This window comes from Luteimonas sp. A482, from assembly GCF_054072655.1.
This window is the reverse complement of record NZ_JBSVRO010000001.1, coordinates 1,609,748-1,625,669: the sequence shown is the minus strand read 5'-3', so window position 1 is coordinate 1,625,669 and position 15,922 is coordinate 1,609,748. Positions and strand designations below refer to the sequence as shown.

The window sequence follows — 15,922 nt, the reverse complement described above, 5'->3', positions numbered from 1 at the left end:
CCGCCGCACATCCGCGGCTGCTGCCGAACCACCTCGCACTCAGCGCCGCCGCGTCGCCAGCTTCGCCTCCACCTCCGCCAGCCCCAGGCCGCGCGCGCGCAGCAGCACCAGCAGGTGGAACACCAGGTCGGCGGCTTCGCCCAGCAGCGCATCATCGTCCTGCACGACCGCAGCCAGCGCGGTTTCCACGCCTTCCTCGCCGACCTTCTGCGCGATGCGCCGCGTTCCTCCCTCGAACAAGCTGGTGGTGTAGCTGCCTGCGGGCATGTCGGCATGGCGCTGCTCGACCAGCGCCGACAGCTCCGCCAGCGCGGCACCGGGCGCGGAGGCAAAGCAGCTCTCGCGCTGCAGGTGGCAGGTCGGCCCCTGCGGATGCGCGGTCACGAGCAGGGTGTCGCGATCGCAGTCCAGGTCCAGCGACACCAGCTCGAGGAAATGTCCCGAGGATTCGCCCTTGGTCCACAGCCGCCCCTTGCTGCGGCTGAAGAAGGTCACGCGACGCGTGGCCAGGGTGGCTTCGAGCGCGGCACGGTCCATGTAGCCGAGCATCAGCACGCGCAGGGTGCGCGCATCCTGCACGATCGCGGGCACCAGGCCATCGTTCTTGTCCCAGTCCAGCGCGTCGGCGCCGAAGCTGCCCGCATCGGGTCCGATCTCATGCATCACGCACCTCCACTCCACTTTCGCGCAGGAACCGCTTGAGTTCCGGGATCCGGACCTTGCCGCTGTGGAACACGCTTGCGGCCAGCGCGCCGTCGACGTCGGCATCACGGAATGCATCCGCGAAATGCGCCGGCTCGCCCGCGCCACCCGAGGCCACCAGCGGCACCGTGCACAGTGCCCGCGCCGCGCGCAGCTGTTCCAGGTCGTAGCCGCTGCGCACGCCGTCGCTGTCCATGCAGTTGAGCACGATCTCGCCGGCACCCAGGCGCTGCGCTTCGACCACCCAGTCGAGCGTGCGGATCGATGGCGCGCGCATGCGGTCGGGATCCCCGGTATGCGTGCGCACGCGCCATTCGCCGTCGGCCTCGCGGGTCGAGTCGATGCCCACCACCACGCACTGCACGCCGAATGCACGGGCCAGTTCGCCGATCAGCGCCGGGCGCTCCAGCGCCGGCGAATTGATCGAGATCTTGTCGGCGCCGGCGTGCAGCACCGCGCGTGCGGTGTCCACGTCGCGGATGCCGCCGGCCACGCAGAACGGGATGTCGATGTTCGAGGACACACGCTCGACCCAGCCACGGTCCACCGAGCGCCCCTGCGGGGTCGCGCTGATGTCGTAGAACACCAGCTCGTCGGCGCCCTCGTCGCGATAGCGCAGGGCCAGCTCGACGATGTCGCCCATGTCGACGTGGTCGCGGAAGCGCACGCCCTTGACCACGCGGCCATCGCGCACGTCCAGGCAGGGAATGATGCGGCGCGCGAGCATCAGGCCGGCTCCGCCGTGTTGCCGACCTGCGCCAGCGCCTGCGGCAGCTGCAGCCTGCCTTCGAGCAGCGAGCGGCCCAGCACGATGCCGGCGCAGCCCTGGGCTTGTGCGGCGAGGACGTCCGCCAGGTCGCGCACGCCGCCGGAAGCCTGCAGCGCCAGCCCCGGCACCTGCTCCACCAGCAGGCGGTACAGGTCCAGGTTGGGCCCGGTCATCATGCCGTCGCGGGTGATGTCGGTGCACAGCAGATGTCGCAGGCCCCGCGTGGCATAGCGCCGCGCCATCTCCTGCAGGGTGCCGGCGGCGGTCTCGGTCCAGCCGTGCACCGGCAGGCGCCAGACGCCTTCGCGATCCTGGCGCGTGTCGAGCGCAACGGTGATCCGGTCGCTGCCGAACTCGTCGATCCAGCCGCACACCGCTTCCGCCTCGCGCACGGCGAGTGAACCGATCACCACCCGCGCTGCGCCGGCATCGAGGATGCGCTGCACATCGTCGCGTGAGCGCACGCCACCGCCGGTCTGTACGCGCAGCCCGGTGCTGGCGCTGATGCCGCGCACCAGTTCGAGCAGGGTGTAGCCGCCGGCACGTGCGGCGTCGAGATCGACCAGGTGCAGCCACGCGGCGCCCTGTTCTGCGTATGCCTGCGCAAGCGCCAGCGGATCGTCGCCGTATTGCGTCTCCTGCGCGTAGTCGCCCTGCGCGAGGCGCACGATGCGGCCGTGGCGGACGTCGATCGCGGGATACAGGGTGTAGCTGCTCATGCCGGTTCCATCGTCAGGAAGTTGTGCAGCAGGCGCGCGCCGGCCGCGGCCGAACGCTCCGGGTGGAACTGCGCACCCATGACGTTGCCACGCCGCACCGCCGCCGCGAACTCGTGGCCGTGGGTGGTGCTGGCGATGCAGTCGGCGGTCGCGTCGGCGGCGTAGCTGTGCACGAAGTAGGCGTGCTCGCCGTCGGTGAAGCCATCCAGCAGCGGGTCGGCACGGCGCAGCGCCAGCCGGTTCCAGCCCATGTGCGGCACGCGGATGTCCGCGTTGCCCGGAATCCGCCGCACCCGCCCGGGCAGCAGGCCGAGGCATCGCGTGTCGTCCTCTTCGGAGTGCTCGAACAGCAGCTGCATGCCCACGCATACGCCAAGCAGCGGCTGGCGCAGGCCGCGCAGCACGTCCACCAGGCCGAGTGCGTGCAGGCGCCCCATGACCGTCGCCGCAGTCGAGACACCGGGCAGGATCACGCGGTCGGCGGCCTCGATGGTGTCGACGTCGGCGCTGAGCACCGGATCCACGCCCAGCCGCTGGAGTGCGCAGCGCACAGAACCGATGTTGGCGCCGCCCGCATCGACCATGACCAGTCGCATCACAGCACGCCCTTGGTGCTCGGCAGCTCGGCGCCCTCGCGCCGCACCGCCATGCGCAGGGCACGCGCGAAGGCCTTGAAGCAGGCCTCGACCTTGTGATGGTCGTTGTCGCCCTCGACCTTCAGGTTGAGGTTGAGCGCGGCCGCATCGCATACCGAGCGGAAGAAGTGCTCGACCAGTTCGGTCGGCATCTCGCCCACGCGCTCGCGCTTGAAGCTGCCGTCGAACACCAGATAGGGTCGGCCGCCGAAATCGAGCGCGGCGCTGGCCAGGGTCTCGTCCATCGGCAGGGTGAAGCCATAGCGCGCGATGCCACGCTTGTCGCCCAACGCCTCGCGCAGCGCCTGCCCCAGGGCGATGCCGGTGTCCTCGATGGTGTGGTGCTCGTCGATGTGCAGGTCGCCTTCGGCCTGCACCGACAGTGCGATGCCGCCGTGCTTGCCGATCTGGTCGAGCATGTGGTCGAAGAACGGCAGGCCCGTGGACACCTGCGCATCCGCCACCCGGTCGAGATCGACTTCGACGCGGATGCGCGTTTCCTTCGTGTTCCGCTGCACCAGTGCGCAGCGCGGTGTATCCGCCAGTTCGTGGGCGATGCCGGGCCAGTCCCACTCGCCGCCGAACTGCGCGGTGCGCAGCTGGAAGCCGCGGATGCCGAGGTTGTCGGCGAAGCGGATATCGGTTTCGCGATCACCGACCATGGCGGAGCGGTCCAGGTCGATGCCGCGGTCGCGCAGGTAATGCTGTACCAGTCCCAGGCCGGGCTTGCGCGTGGGCGCGTTGTCGGCCGGCCAGCTGCAGTCGACCAGCACCTCGCGGAACACGATGCCCTGGCTTTCGAACACCTGCAGCATCAGGTTGTTCGGCCCGTCGAAGGTTTCGCGCGGATAGGCTTCGCTGCCGAGGCCATCCTGGTTGGTGACGATCACGAACTCGAAGCCGGCGTCACGCAGCTTCAGCAGCGCCGGGATCACGCCGGGGAAGAAGCGCAGCTTGTGGTAGGCGTCGATCTGGAAGTCGTCGGGCTCCTCGATCAGGGTGCCGTCGCGATCGACGAAGAGGATTTTCGTGGCCATCAGGCGGCTCCTGCGTTTGTCCCCACCCCAACCCCTCCCCCGCAAGCGGAGGAGGGGCTCAAGGCGGAAATCGTCGACAGCACGCGGTCGTTCTGCTCCGGCGTGCCGATGGTGATGCGCAGCGCGTCGCCAAGCCCCGGCGCGGCACGCTGGTCGCGCACGACGATGCCCGCGCCCAGCAGCGCGTCAAACGCGGCCGTGGCATCGTCGAAACGCACAAGCAGGAAGTTCGCCTGCGAGGGATAGACCCGGCGCACACCGGGCAGGCTCGACAGTGCGCCAAGCAGGCGCTCGCGTTCGCGGCGGATCTGTTCGATGCGCGCGGCCGTCGCCGCGCGGGATTCAGGTGACAGCGCCTCGACGCCAAGCCGGGCGACCGGGCCCGGCACCGGATACGGCGCCTGGCAGCGGCGCAGCACCGCGATCAGTTCCGGCGCGGCGATGGCCACGCCGATGCGCGCCGCCGCCAGCGCATGCGCCTTCGACAGCGTGCGCAGCACGACCAGGTTGGGATGCGCGTCGAGCAGGCGCGTGGCCGACGGCGTGTCCGAGAACTCGCCGTAGGCCTCGTCGACCACGACAAGGGCGCGGCCGGCAAGGCGCTGCGCCAGCGCGGCGATATCGTCCAGCGCGATCGCCGCACCGCCCGGATTGGAGGGTGAGCACAGGAACAGCAGCTTCGCGCCACGCGCCAGCGCTTCGCGTTCGATCGCATCGAAATCCGGCACCAGCCCCTGGCGTGCGTCGTCGCGCAGCGCAACCTCGACCAGGGGCGCGCCCTGCAGCCGCGCGCTGACCGCATACATGCCGAACACCGGCGGCGTGACCAGTACCGCATCGCGACCTGGCGTGCAGGTGGCGCGCACCAGCAGGTCGATCGCCTCGTCGCTGCCCCGCCCCACGATCAACTGTTCCGGCTGCACGCCATAGAGGCCGGCCAGCGCCGCACACAGCGCCGCCGGTTGCGGGTCCGGATAGCGGCGGCAGCTGGCGTCCGCGTCTGCCGCATTGCCCCAGGCCGATTCGTTGGCATTGAGCCAGATCTCGCCGTCGAGCTTCGAACTGCGGGCCGAACTGTAGCCGGCGAAATCGCGCAGGTCCGCGCGCACCAGCGAGAGCACGTCGCCTGTTGCCCTGTTCATGCCGCCTCCGGTGAAAGCGCCCTGTCCAACCGCAGACGCACGGCATTGGCGTGCGCCTCAAGCCCTTCGGCCTCGGCCAGAGTCACCGCGCAGGGCCCGATCGCACCGATGCCGACAGCGCTCGCGGACTGCACGCTGACAAAGTTCTGGAAACTGGCGACCGAGACCCCGCTCCAGGCGCGCGCGGCACCGCCGGTCGGCAGCACGTGGTTGGTGCCGCTGCAGTAGTCGCCAAGTGCCTCGGGCGTGAAGTCGCCGAGGAACACCGAGCCCGCTGCCTCCACCCGCTGCAGCCAGGCACGCGGCTCGCGCAGCGCCAGGATCAGATGCTCCGGCGCATAGGCGTTGCTGATGGCGAAGGCTTCGTCGAGCGTGTGCACGCGCACCAGGCGCGATTGCGCCAGCGCCTGGCGTGCGATGTCGGCGCGCGGCAGCGCCGCGAGCTGGGTGTCCAGCTCGGCCTCGACGCGCGCGAGCAGCGCGTCGCTGTCGCTGAGCAGCAGCACCTGCGAATCCGGACCGTGCTCGGCCTGGGACAGCAGGTCGGCGGCGACGAACCCGGGATCGGCACCCGCGTCGGCGATCACCAGCACTTCCGACGGTCCGGCCGGCATGTCGATCGCCGCCACACCCGCGCGCGCAACCTGCTGCTTGGCCTCGGTGACGAAGCTGTTGCCCGGCCCGAACAGCTTGGCGCAGCGCGGCACGCTGTCGGTGCCGAACGCCATCGCCGCGATCGCCTGCGCGCCGCCCAGCTTGAACACGCGATGCACGCCGGTCATGCGCGCAGCGACCAGCACCGCCGGGTCGGCCGTGCCGTCCTTGCGCGGCGGCGTGCACAGCACAACCTCGCGGCAGCCGGCCAGCCGCGACGGCACGCCCAGCATCAGCGCCGTGGACGGCAGCGGCGCGCTGCCGGCCGGCACGTAGAGCCCCACCCGCGCGATCGCGCGCACCATGCGTTCGCAGACCACGCCGGGCGCGGTCTCGACCGCATAGTCCTGCGCCATGCCGGCGCGGTGGAAGCGCTCGATGCGCGCGGCCGCCTCGCACATGGCCGTCTTGAGTTCCAGCGACACGGCCGCCTCGGCCGCAGCGAACTCCTCGGCCGTGACCTCGAAGGACTCCGGCGCAACCCCATCGAAGCGCAGCGTGATCTCGCGCAGCGCCACGTCGCCACGATCCTGCACGTCCTCGACCAGCGCCTCGACCGCGGCGCGCGTCTGCGCGGCCACCTTCTGCACCGGGCGCTGCAGCACCTGCGCGCGCGCGTCGTCGTCAAGTGCGCTCCAGTCCAGCCGGCGCAGCAGGGCCACGTTCATGCCAGCATCCTCTCGACCGGCAGCACCATCAGGCCACGCGCACCGGCGCGCTTGAGGTCCTCCAGCCGCTGCCAGGTCATCGCGCCATGGCACAGCGCCTGCAGCGCCAGGGTGTCGGCACCGTCGACCTGCAGCATCGTCGGTCGCTCGGCGTCGGGCAGCAGCTCCAGCAGCCCCGGCACCTCGTCGCGCTGCGCCTGGAACATCAGCAGGCGGCTGTCCTTGAGCCGCAGCACGCCGTCCAGCCGACGCAGCAGCATCTGCGCGAGCTCGCCACGGATGTCGGCGAACGGCTGCACGGGGCCGGCCAGCACGGCCTCGCTGCGCATGATGGTCTCGACCGGTCGCAGCTGGTTTGCCGCCAGCGTCCCACCACTCGACACCAGGTCGCAGATCACGTCCGCCTGTCCGAGCCGCGGCGCGATCTCGACCGAGCCGGACAGCACGACAATGCCCGCCTCGACTCCCTGCTCCGCAAGCCACTTGCCCAGCAGGCCGGGATAGCTGGTGGCGATGCGTCTGCCCTGCAGCTGCTGCGCACCCTGCCAGTCCCAGGCGTCGGGCACCGCGATGTCGAGCCGGCAGCCGCCGAAGCCAAGCGCAACGACCTCCTGGGACATCTGCGGCTTGCCGGCCGCGGCGCGCTCAGCCGCCTGTTCCTCGAGCACGTTGCGGCCGACGATGCCGTAGTCGCAGACGCCGTCGGCCAGCAGGCCGGGGATGTCGTCATCGCGCACCAGCAGCAGGTCCACCGGCGCGGTCTCGCCGTAGCAGAACAACTTGTCGCGGCTCTCGCGCCAGGACAGGCCGCAGGACGCGAGCAGGGCGCGGGCCGGATCGCTCAGGCGACCGGATTTCTGGATGGCGATGCGCAGGCGATCGCGCGTCGCGGGGACGGCCGTGGGGCTCATCTCGGGAATTCCTCAGTGGTCCGACGCAAGCCGGGGGTACTGGCGCTTCACCGCGGCCGCATAGCCGCCGGCGCCGTGTTCGAGCGTGCGCGCGACCCTTCCGATCGTGGTGACGCTGACCAGGGTGCGCTCGTGGATCTCGCGGTACGGCAGTCCCTGCAGCAGCAGGGGCACCACCCGCCAGCGGTCGGCCATGGCCTCGAGTTCGGCCGGCGTGCACAGGTCGCGCAGGAAGGCGGCCATTTCGTCGACCCGTTCCAGGCCAGCCAGGGCCTTGGCCAGCGCCCGGAAGGAGGCGTCGGCATCGGAGTCCGGCAGGGGTTCGAGGCGCTGTTTCATGGCCGGCATAATGTAATAGCGTGCTATTACATTAGTCAATAGCCGGAGTCCGCGGCTGAAGCCGCTACAGCCGCAGACGCCCAGCCGCGAATCAGTCCGCGCCCGGTTCCGGTTCCCGCTCGCGCACCATCACCCAGCCGGCTACCACGCCGGAGATCGCCCCGACCCATTCCAGGAAGACGCGCGTCCCCACAGAATCGGCGTCGTGGATCTTGGCCAGCGCAAGGCGCGCGTACAGCGGCGATTCGAGCGTCACCACGCCCAGGTAGAACAGGTGCCAGCTGTCGATCCCGGCGCCGATCGCCACGGCGGTGACGCAGGCCCAGCCGATGGCGTGGGCCTCGCTGAAGCCGGCGCGGCGCCCCAGCCAGCGCCAGAACAGCAGGCAGGCGATGCCAATGGCGAAGGCGATCAGGGCAGCGATCAGGACGCCGGTCCAGCCGACGGGCAACGGCAGGTTCATCCCGTCACCGGCCGATCGCGGACAGCAGGCTGCCGTCGGCGACCATGGCCACTGCCGCAGCGACCTCGCCATCGAGCGCACGGTCGCGATCGAGGAAGGCGATCCGCCGGCGGATCTGTGCATGCGCCAGCGCCACCGCGGTGCCCGGATGGAACGGCTCGGCCGCCGCGAGTTGCGCGCGCAGCGCTTCCACTTCCTCCAGGAAGCCAGCGTGCAGCGGCGAGCCCTCGTCCACGCCGCGGATCTTGCGCGCAAAGCCGGCCGCGTCGCTGCGCCGCGCCAGGTCGCGCGCGGCATTGATCATGTCGACGCGGAAATCCAGCGCCTGCGCCGCCGTGTACAGCTCCAGCGCCAACACCTTGCCCAGGTCGTCGACCATCGACAGCACGTGGCGCGCCTCGTTGGCGCCCATGGACACGTGGTCCTCGGCATTGGCGCTGGTCGGGATCGAGTAGACGCTGGCCGGATGCGCACGCGTGGCCAGGTCGTTGACGATGGCCGCGGCCGTGTACTGCACGATCATGTAGCCCGACTCGGTGCCGTCCTCGTTGCCGATCAGGAACGCCGGCAGGCCGTCGCTGGTGGACGGATCAACCAGCTTGTTGAGCCTGCGTTCGCTGATCGAGGCCAGCACCGGGATCGCGGCCTTGACCGCGCTCATCGCCAGCGCCAGCGGCATGCCGTGGAAGTGCCCGGCGGAGATCACCTTCTGCTCGACGTGTTCGGCCTCGCGATCGGGGAACACCAGCGGGTTGTCGGTGACCGCGTTGAGCTCGATATCGAACACGCGCCGCGCGTACGCCACCGTGTCGCGCACCGCACCGTGCACCTGCGGGATGCAGCGCAGCGAGTAGCTGTCCTGCGGCTGGTGCTTTTTGCCGCCGCGGAACGGCTTGAAGCGTGCGTAGAACTTCTCGCGGCCGTGGCGCTGGTCGCTTGGCACCCAGTCCCAGCCGATGTCGAAGCTCAGGTCGCGCGCCTCGTCCGTGTCCCAGCTCGTCGGCAGCCAGGCCTGGAACCTCGGCACCAGGTGGTAGGCGATGTCGGCCAGGGTCGAACCGGCGAGCAGCTCGCACAGGTGCGCAGCCGTATGCACCTGGCCCGGATGCGGGCGCAGCGCGTGGACCTCTTCGGAAAACGCACCCAGGCGTCCGGCGAAGGCATCGATGGTCATCGCCGCGGCGAGGTCGGCGGTTTCGAGCAGGCGCTCAAGCCGATGCAAAGCGAGCGCACCGGTGGCGAGCATCTGCGCGGTGCCGTTGTTCAGCGCCAGGCCTTCCTTGTACGACAGCGACACCGGCGCCAGCCCCGCCGCCTGCAGCGCCTGCGCACCGGGCATGCGCTGCCCTTCGAACCAGGCCTCGCCGCCACCGAGCAGCACGATCGCCAGGTGCGACAGCGGCGCCAGGTCGCCCGAGGCGCCGACCGAGCCCAGCCCCGGCACCACCGGCACGATGCCGGCATTGAGCAGCGCCGTCAGCGCCTCCAGGGTCTGCACGCGGATGCCCGAGTGGCCCTTGAGCAGGGTGTTGATGCGGATGCACAGCATCGCGCGCACCACGTCCGCGGCCAGCGGCTCGCCGACGCAGACGGCATGGGTGACGATCAGGTTGTGCTGCAGCTCTTCGTGCAGCGAGCGGCCGGACTTCCTGGCGCCGGGCAGCTCGTCGCGCAGCGGATGCGCGCCCAGCAGCTTGTCGGCATTGCTGCCGAAACCGGTGGAGACGCCGTAGATCGGTTCCTCGCGCCGCACCTGCTCGGCCAGGAAGTCGGCCGCGCGCGCCACGGCGCGCAGCGAAGCGGGATCGAGCGCGACCTGCGCGCCGCTGGCGACCATCACCAGCTGGTCGCGGGTGAGGGATTTTCCGTCGAGGAGGACAGGTTTCATTGGTCGTTCGCCGTTGTCATTCAGAAGCTTCCCGCCCGCACCGCCGCATTGCTGTCATTTCAAACGCAGTGAGAAGTGCTGTTCAACGGCGAAGCCGGTAAATCCCGCCTGGCCTCGCGCATAGAAAGCAGATCCCTCGCTGCGCTCGGGATGACACCAGGATGGCGCTAGGTTCCGGTCTAGCCGCGCGCCTTCCCCAGCGCGCGCCACTGCTCGCGTTCCACCAGCAGGGTACGCGCAAGATCACCATCGGCGACCTCGAACTGCTCGCCGCGGCGCAGGTCCTTGACCGCGACCACGCCCTTGGCCGCTTCGTCTTCACCGCGGATCACCACGAAGCGGATCCCGGCGCGGTCGGCGTACTGCATCTGCTTGCCGAGCTTGCGCGGCTCGAGCTGGGTCTCGACGTTGAGCCCGGCCGCGCGCAGCTGCTGCGACACGCCGAGCGCATGGTCGAGCCCGGCGTCGTCGAACAGGGTGACCAGCACGTCGACCGAACTGTCGGCCGTGGTCACCAACCCCGCCTCGCGCAGCTGCCAGAACAGGCGCGTCAGCCCGATCGAGATGCCCACGCCGGGGAGCTTCGACTTCGTGTAATGGCTGGCGAGATTGTCGTAGCGCCCACCCGAGCAGATCGAGCCGATGCCCGGGTTTGCGTCCAGCGTGGTCTCGTAGACGATACCGGTGTAGTAATCCAGGCCGCGCGCGATCGACAGGTTGATCGCGTAGCGCGACTCCGGCACGCCCAGGGCCTTGAGCCGGTGCAGCACCTCGCGCAGCTCGCCGCGACCCTCCTCGAACAGCGGCGTGCCGCCGCCGAGCGCGTCGAGCTTCGCCAGCGCATCGCCGTGGTCGTTCGAACGCACGCGCGAGAACGCCATCAGCCGATCGATCACCTCGTGCGACAGCGCAAAGCCCTCGCCGGCCAGGGTCGCGCGCACCGCGTCCTCGCCGCGCTTGTCGAGCTTGTCGATCTCTCGCAGCACCGGCACCTGCGCGTCCGCGCCGATGCCCTGCCCTTCGAAATAGCCGCGCAGCATCTTGCGGTGGTTGAACTGGATGGTGAAATCGCCGATATCCAGCGCCTCGAACACCGCGCTGATCACCGCCGGGATCTCGGCGTCGTGGCGCGTGGACAGCGCGTCCTTGCCGATCACGTCGATGTCGCACTGGTAGAACTCGCGGAAGCGCCCGCGTTGGGCGCGCTCGCCGCGGTACACGCGCTGCATCTGGTAGCGGCGGAACGGGAACGCCAGCTCGTGCTCGTGCTCGGCCACGTAGCGGGCCAGCGGCACGGTCAGGTCGAAGCGCAGGGCCAGTTCCGGCAGGCCCTCGGACGCCTTCTCCAGCGCGCCGGTGGACTGGGCGAAATACACCTGGCGCTCGGTTTCGCCGCCGGACTTGGTCAGCAGCACCTCGGACAGTTCGAACACCGGCGTCTCGATCGGCAGGAAGCCGAAGCCCTCGAAGATGCGCCGGATCGTGTCGAGCATGCGCTGGAACGCGATCTGGTCGCGAGGCAGCAGTTCCATGACGCCGGGCGGGGTTCTGGGCTTGATCATGCCTGTCGCGGAAGCCTGGGAAAGACGCCCATTCTACCCGCCGGTGCCGCCGCGCCGGCGCATTGCCCCGCGCGGCGCATCGGGGAGTTGGGACATTTTTTCCGGAGGCCGAACCCGCGCGTACCGGTATCATGGGAAAAGTCTGCGAAGCACGAACCCCATGTCCAGCCTTGCCGTCGGCCGCTGCCGCCACCAGAGCCGCGCCGTCGTTCCCCTCGATTGTGCGCGCTGCGCCGTGCGCGACCTCGCGGTCTGCGCCGCACTGCCGCCGCCGGAAGTCGACTCGCTGGAGCGCTTCGCAAACTCGCTGTCCCTGCAGGCAAACGCCGAACTCGCGCGCAGCGGCCAGCCCTGCAGCCACGTCTACAACGTCACCAGCGGCATGCTGCGGCTGGTGCGCACCTTGCCCGACGCGCGCCGGCAGGTGGTCGGCTTCGCCGTGCCGGGGCACTTCCTCGGCCTGTCCGATGCGCCGCTGCACCGGCACAGCATCGAGGCGGTGGTGCCCAGCCGCGTCTGCGTGTTCGAGCTCGACGCGCTGCGCGACCTGCGCCAGCGCTTCCCCAGCTTCGAGCACACCCTGCTCGAGCGTGCCTGCCGCGAACTCGACGACGCCCACGATTCGATGCTGCTGCTGGCGCGGCTGGCGCCGATGGAGCGCCTGGCCAGCTTTCTGCTGCGGCTGCGCAGGCAGATGCGGATCCGCGACGACGAGCCGAAGATGTCGCTGCCGATGGGGCGCAGCGACATCGCCGATCACCTCGGGCTGACCGTCGAGACCGTCAGCCGCAGCTTCACCCGCCTGCGCGAGCAGGGCCTGATCGCCCTGCCCGACCCGCAGCACGTGGAGATCCTCGACCACGCTGCGCTCGCGGAGTTGGCCTCGGTCCTGCACTGACGCAGGCCGCGCCGCCGGGCCGCGCGCTCATTGCGGATCTTCCAGCGGATGCAGCCGGCCTTCGCGCAGCAGCAGCTCGCGATCCACGGTGCCGGGCGGAAGTGGTGCATGGGTGATGACCAGCACGCTGCGGCCGAGACACCAATGAGGCAGCGCGCGCATCACCGCATCGGCGGTGTCCTGGTCCAGGCCCTCGGTAGGCTCATCGAGCACCAGCAGCGGCGCATCGCGCAGCAGCGCGCGCGCCAGGGCGATGCGCCGCGCCTGCCCCGCCGACACCGTGGCGCCGCCTTCGCCAATCCAGGCCTGCAGTCCGCCCGCGGCCTGCGCCCACGCATCCAGGCGCACGCAGGCAAGCGCCTCGCGCAGCCGCGCATCGCTGGCGTCGGCGCAGCCCAGGCGCAGGTTCTGCGCCAGGGTGCCGGCGAACACCGGCGCCTCCTGCGGCAGCCAGGCCACGCGCGCATGCCAGTCCGCCTGTGCAGCCTCGCGCAGGTCGACCCCGCCCCAGCGCACCGCACCGGACTCCGGGTCCACCGCGCGCAGCGCCAGCGCGGCCAGGCTGCTCTTGCCGATGCCGCTGTCGCCGCGAATCGCGACGCGTTCGCCCGGGTCGATGCACAGCTCCGCGCCATCGAGGATGCGGCGGCCGCCGGGCCAGCCGAAGCGGACCGACTCGAACACCAGCGGCCCGCCCGCGGGCAGCGCGCGCGGATGCGGTGGATCGGCCACCGCAGGGGCCTGGCCGGCCAGCGCGTCGATCCGACGCATCGAAGCGCGCGCCGCCTGCAGCGCCTGCCAGGCCAGCGCCGCACCCGATCCGATCTCGGACAGGGCCAGCGCCGCGAACGCCAGGCCGGCGGCGTGCGCGGGGTCGATCCGCCCTCCCACCACCGCCCCGCAGGCGAACCAGAGCAGGCCGACCCATCCGGCCGCGCCCACTGCGCCATGCATGCCGGTGCCGTCGGCGACCCGCAGCCGCCGCCGGCGTTCGCGTTGCGCCAGGTCCGCGCCCTGCCCCGGCAGCGACTGCAGCCAGCGCCCGGTCGCGTCCATGGCGGCCAGGTCGGCAGCTCCGTCGTACAGCTCGTGCAGGCTTGCGCGAAGACCGGCGCGCACCTGCGCGCGCACCGTTTCCGCGTGCTGCTGCCGGCGCGCCACGCGCCACGGCACCAGCACCGCACTGGCGGCGGCCGTCAGCGCGATCCAGCCGCCCAGCAGGGGATCGAGCACCAGCGCGAATCCGGCCAGCACGAGCGCGGCGAGCGCCAGCGTCAGCAGCGGCCCCAATGCCCGCACCAGCAATCCATCGACCGCATCGATGTCGTCCATCAGCCGCGCCAGCAGGTCGCCGGTGCGCAGCCGCGACAGCTGACCCGGCGAGAGCCCCAGCATCCGCGCGAACAGCCACACGCGCAGGTCCCGCGCGACCCGCAGCGTCGCCTCGTGGCCGACCAGCTTTTCGCCGTAGCGGCACACGATCCGCGCCAGGGTCAGGGCACGGATGCCGGCCGAGGGCAGGAAGAAGTTGAAGCCGCCGAGCACGCCGAAGGTCAGCGCCGCGCCGGTCAGGAACCCACCCGAGACCCCAAGCAGGCCGATGCCGGCGAGCATCGTCGCCAGCAACAGGGCCACGGTCGCCGCAACGGCCAGCCGGTGGCCGGCAAGCACCTGCCATGCGCGGTCACCGCTCACCTGCGCACCTCTGGCGGGACCGCGGCGATCCCGCCCCCGGGCAGCCGCAGCACCTGCCCGGCCCAGGCCATCACCGCCAGACTGTGCGTGGCGACCACCACCGTCCTGCCCGGCGCGAAGGCATCGAGCGCGGCAAGCAGGTCGGCCTCCGTGGCGGGATCGAGGAAGGCGCTGGGCTCGTCGAGCAGCAGCACGTCCGGATCGCGCAGCAGCGCACGCGCCAGCGCAACACGGCGCGCCTCGCCGCCCGACAGCCCCAGGCCGCGCTCGCCCACCGGCGTGTCCAGTCCCAGCGCAAGGTGGCGGGCGAAGCGCCACACCTGCGCCGCCTCGGCGGCGGTCTGCACGGCAGCATCGGTGGCATCGGGATCGCCCAGACGGATGTTGTCCGCCAGCGTGCCGCGGAAGATCCAGGGCCGCTGCGTGGCCAGCGCAATGCGCGCACCGGGCGGCAGCTCGAGCCAACCTTCGGCCGGCGCCAACCAACCGGCCAGTGCCTCGAGCAGGCTGCTCTTGCCCGATCCGCTGCCGCCCACCAGCGCCAGCCGCTCGCCATGCGCCAGCTCGAACGACAGGTCGGCCAGCACCGGCGCATCCGCGCCCGGGTGGCGCAGCGCCAGCCGCGACGCCACGATCGCCATGTCCGTGCGGCGTGCCGCAGGGGGTGCAGGCGTCGTGGGAGGCGTCGCGGCATCCGGAAGAGCGCCCAGCGTCTCTTCCACCAGCGCCGCCGCGGCCAGCGCATTGGCCCGGTCGTGGTAATGCGCGGCCAGCCGCCGCAGTGGCCCGAAGTACTCAGGCGCGAGCAACAGGCAGAACAGGCCGGTATGGAGCAATCCCGCCGGCAGTGCCGGGCCAAAGTCGACCAGGCCGAGGTAGCGGAAGCCGAAGTACATCGCCACCAGGGCGACGCTGACCGAAGCGAAGAACTCCAGCACCGCCGACGAGAGGAAGGCGATGCGCAGCACGCGCATGCTGCCGTCGCGCACCGCGTCCGCAGCTTCGGCCGCCTCGGCCAGTTCCTCACGCCCGCGGCCGTGGATGCGCATCAGGTCCAGGCCACGCAGGCGATCGCCGAAGTGCGCGCCGGCCCGCGCCAGCGCCTGCAGCTGGCCCCGCCCCGCGGCTTCGGCGCCCCAGCCCACCAGCATCTGGAACAGCGGCACCAGCGGCGCGGTCAGCAACAACAGCAGGCCAGCCACCCAGTCGGCCATGAACACGGCCAGCAGCAGCACCGCCGGCACCCAAACGACTTCCGCGCGCGCCGGCAGGTAACCCGCGTAGTGGCCGTCGAGCGCATCGACCTGCGCCATCGACATCTCCACCAGCGCGCCCTTGCGCCTGCTGCGAAGCCACAGCGGCCCGCGCGCGAGGGCCAGTTCCGCCAGTCGCGTGCGCAGCCGCGCCTTCACCTCCTCGGCCACGCTCGCCGCCGCGCCCTGCGCAAGTCGGGCCAGCACTATGCGCAGCAGCATGGCCGCCAGCAGCACCGCAAACGGGCCCGTCAGCGCCGGCGGCGCGATCCGCTCGATGAAGACCGCCTGCCCGATCGTCGCGATCGCCCAGGCCTGCGGCCACAGCAGCCAGCCCGCGAGCACCGTGCAGGCCAGCGACCTGCGATGCGTCGCGCGGACCGGCGCGAGCTGCGCGTCCAGCCAGTCCACGCGGCGCTTGCGTTCTGCCGGCGCGGGCCCGGCAAGGGAGGCGTTCATCGCGTCTCGGAAACAACGGAAGCGCGCAGTATGGCGGCTGTGGCATGGGCGCGACGCGAGAAGCCGGAGCCGATGTCCGGGCCGTCTTTCCAGCTCCAGAAACAGGAAGGCCACCCGCAAGGGTGGCC

The 15,922-nt window shown here is 71.1% G+C and carries 15 protein-coding genes; 1 reads left to right on the top strand and 14 read right to left on the bottom strand.

From position 1 onward, the window contains the following. Positions 1–39: 39 nt before the first annotated feature. The 12 genes from hisIE to hisS form a co-directional block, all read right to left on the bottom strand. A complete protein-coding gene (gene hisIE / locus ACW5DW_RS07215) occupies positions 40–663 on the bottom strand; it encodes a bifunctional phosphoribosyl-AMP cyclohydrolase/phosphoribosyl-ATP diphosphatase HisIE (RefSeq protein WP_457018076.1) in 624 nt (207 codons plus the stop codon). Beyond that, on the bottom strand, positions 656–1,429 hold the full coding sequence (gene hisF, locus ACW5DW_RS07210) for an imidazole glycerol phosphate synthase subunit HisF (protein ID WP_457018075.1): 774 nt from the start codon (positions 1,427–1,429) through the stop codon (positions 656–658). Before hisF ends, hisIE begins: the two co-directional genes overlap by 8 nt. Next, complete coding sequence (gene hisA / locus ACW5DW_RS07205) at positions 1,429–2,190, bottom strand: 1-(5-phosphoribosyl)-5-[(5-phosphoribosylamino)methylideneamino]imidazole-4-carboxamide isomerase (protein WP_457018074.1); 762 nt, start codon at positions 2,188–2,190, stop codon at positions 1,429–1,431. The genes hisF and hisA overlap by 1 nt, the downstream gene beginning before the upstream one ends. Then, complete coding sequence (hisH, locus tag ACW5DW_RS07200) at positions 2,187–2,789, bottom strand: imidazole glycerol phosphate synthase subunit HisH (RefSeq protein ID WP_457018073.1); 603 nt, start codon at positions 2,787–2,789, stop codon at positions 2,187–2,189. Before hisH ends, hisA begins: the two co-directional genes overlap by 4 nt. Then, positions 2,786–3,862 (bottom strand): bifunctional histidinol-phosphatase/imidazoleglycerol-phosphate dehydratase HisB, encoded by a 1,077-nt coding sequence (gene hisB / locus ACW5DW_RS07195; RefSeq protein ID WP_457018072.1) that lies wholly within the window; start codon positions 3,860–3,862, stop codon positions 2,786–2,788. The genes hisH and hisB overlap by 4 nt, the downstream gene beginning before the upstream one ends. Continuing rightward, entirely contained in the window at positions 3,862–5,004 is a 1,143-nt protein-coding gene (gene hisC / locus ACW5DW_RS07190) for a histidinol-phosphate transaminase (RefSeq protein ID WP_457018071.1), read from the bottom strand. Before hisC ends, hisB begins: the two co-directional genes overlap by 1 nt. Then, the gene (gene hisD, locus ACW5DW_RS07185) at positions 5,001–6,311 is read right to left on the bottom strand and encodes a histidinol dehydrogenase (protein ID WP_457018428.1); all 1,311 of its coding nucleotides are present in this window, start codon (positions 6,309–6,311) and stop codon (positions 5,001–5,003) included. Before hisD ends, hisC begins: the two co-directional genes overlap by 4 nt. A gap of 11 nt (positions 6,312–6,322) precedes the next feature. Beyond that, positions 6,323–7,237: an ATP phosphoribosyltransferase gene (gene hisG, locus ACW5DW_RS07180; protein WP_457018070.1), complete on the bottom strand. Its 915-nt coding sequence runs from the start codon at positions 7,235–7,237 to the stop codon at positions 6,323–6,325. A 12-nt stretch (positions 7,238–7,249) separates the two neighbouring features. After that, positions 7,250–7,576 (bottom strand): YerC/YecD family TrpR-related protein, encoded by a 327-nt coding sequence (locus ACW5DW_RS07175; protein WP_457018069.1) that lies wholly within the window; start codon positions 7,574–7,576, stop codon positions 7,250–7,252. 91 nt (positions 7,577–7,667) lie between these two features. Next, on the bottom strand, positions 7,668–8,039 hold the full coding sequence (locus ACW5DW_RS07170; RefSeq protein ID WP_457018068.1) for a hypothetical protein: 372 nt from the start codon (positions 8,037–8,039) through the stop codon (positions 7,668–7,670). 4 nt (positions 8,040–8,043) lie between these two features. After that, the gene (locus ACW5DW_RS07165; RefSeq protein ID WP_457018067.1) at positions 8,044–9,927 is read right to left on the bottom strand and encodes an HAL/PAL/TAL family ammonia-lyase; all 1,884 of its coding nucleotides are present in this window, start codon (positions 9,925–9,927) and stop codon (positions 8,044–8,046) included. Positions 9,928–10,106: 179 nt separating this feature from the next. Further along, positions 10,107–11,489, bottom strand: coding sequence for a histidine--tRNA ligase (gene hisS / locus ACW5DW_RS07160; RefSeq protein ID WP_457018066.1), 1,383 nt, complete (start codon positions 11,487–11,489; stop codon positions 10,107–10,109). 160 nt (positions 11,490–11,649) lie between these two features. On the opposite strand from hisS, the gene ACW5DW_RS07155 reads away from it, so the two are divergent. Beyond that, the gene (locus tag ACW5DW_RS07155) at positions 11,650–12,387 is read left to right on the top strand and encodes a Crp/Fnr family transcriptional regulator (protein ID WP_457018065.1); all 738 of its coding nucleotides are present in this window, start codon (positions 11,650–11,652) and stop codon (positions 12,385–12,387) included. A gap of 27 nt (positions 12,388–12,414) precedes the next feature. On the opposite strand, the gene cydC is transcribed toward ACW5DW_RS07155, so the two are convergent. Together cydC and cydD are read right to left on the bottom strand one after the other, a co-directional pair. Then, entirely contained in the window at positions 12,415–14,082 is a 1,668-nt protein-coding gene (gene cydC, locus ACW5DW_RS07150) for a thiol reductant ABC exporter subunit CydC (protein WP_457018064.1), read from the bottom strand. Beyond that, complete coding sequence (gene cydD, locus ACW5DW_RS07145; RefSeq protein WP_457018063.1) at positions 14,079–15,794, bottom strand: thiol reductant ABC exporter subunit CydD; 1,716 nt, start codon at positions 15,792–15,794, stop codon at positions 14,079–14,081. The genes cydC and cydD overlap by 4 nt, the downstream gene beginning before the upstream one ends. Positions 15,795–15,922: the final 128 nt, after the last annotated feature.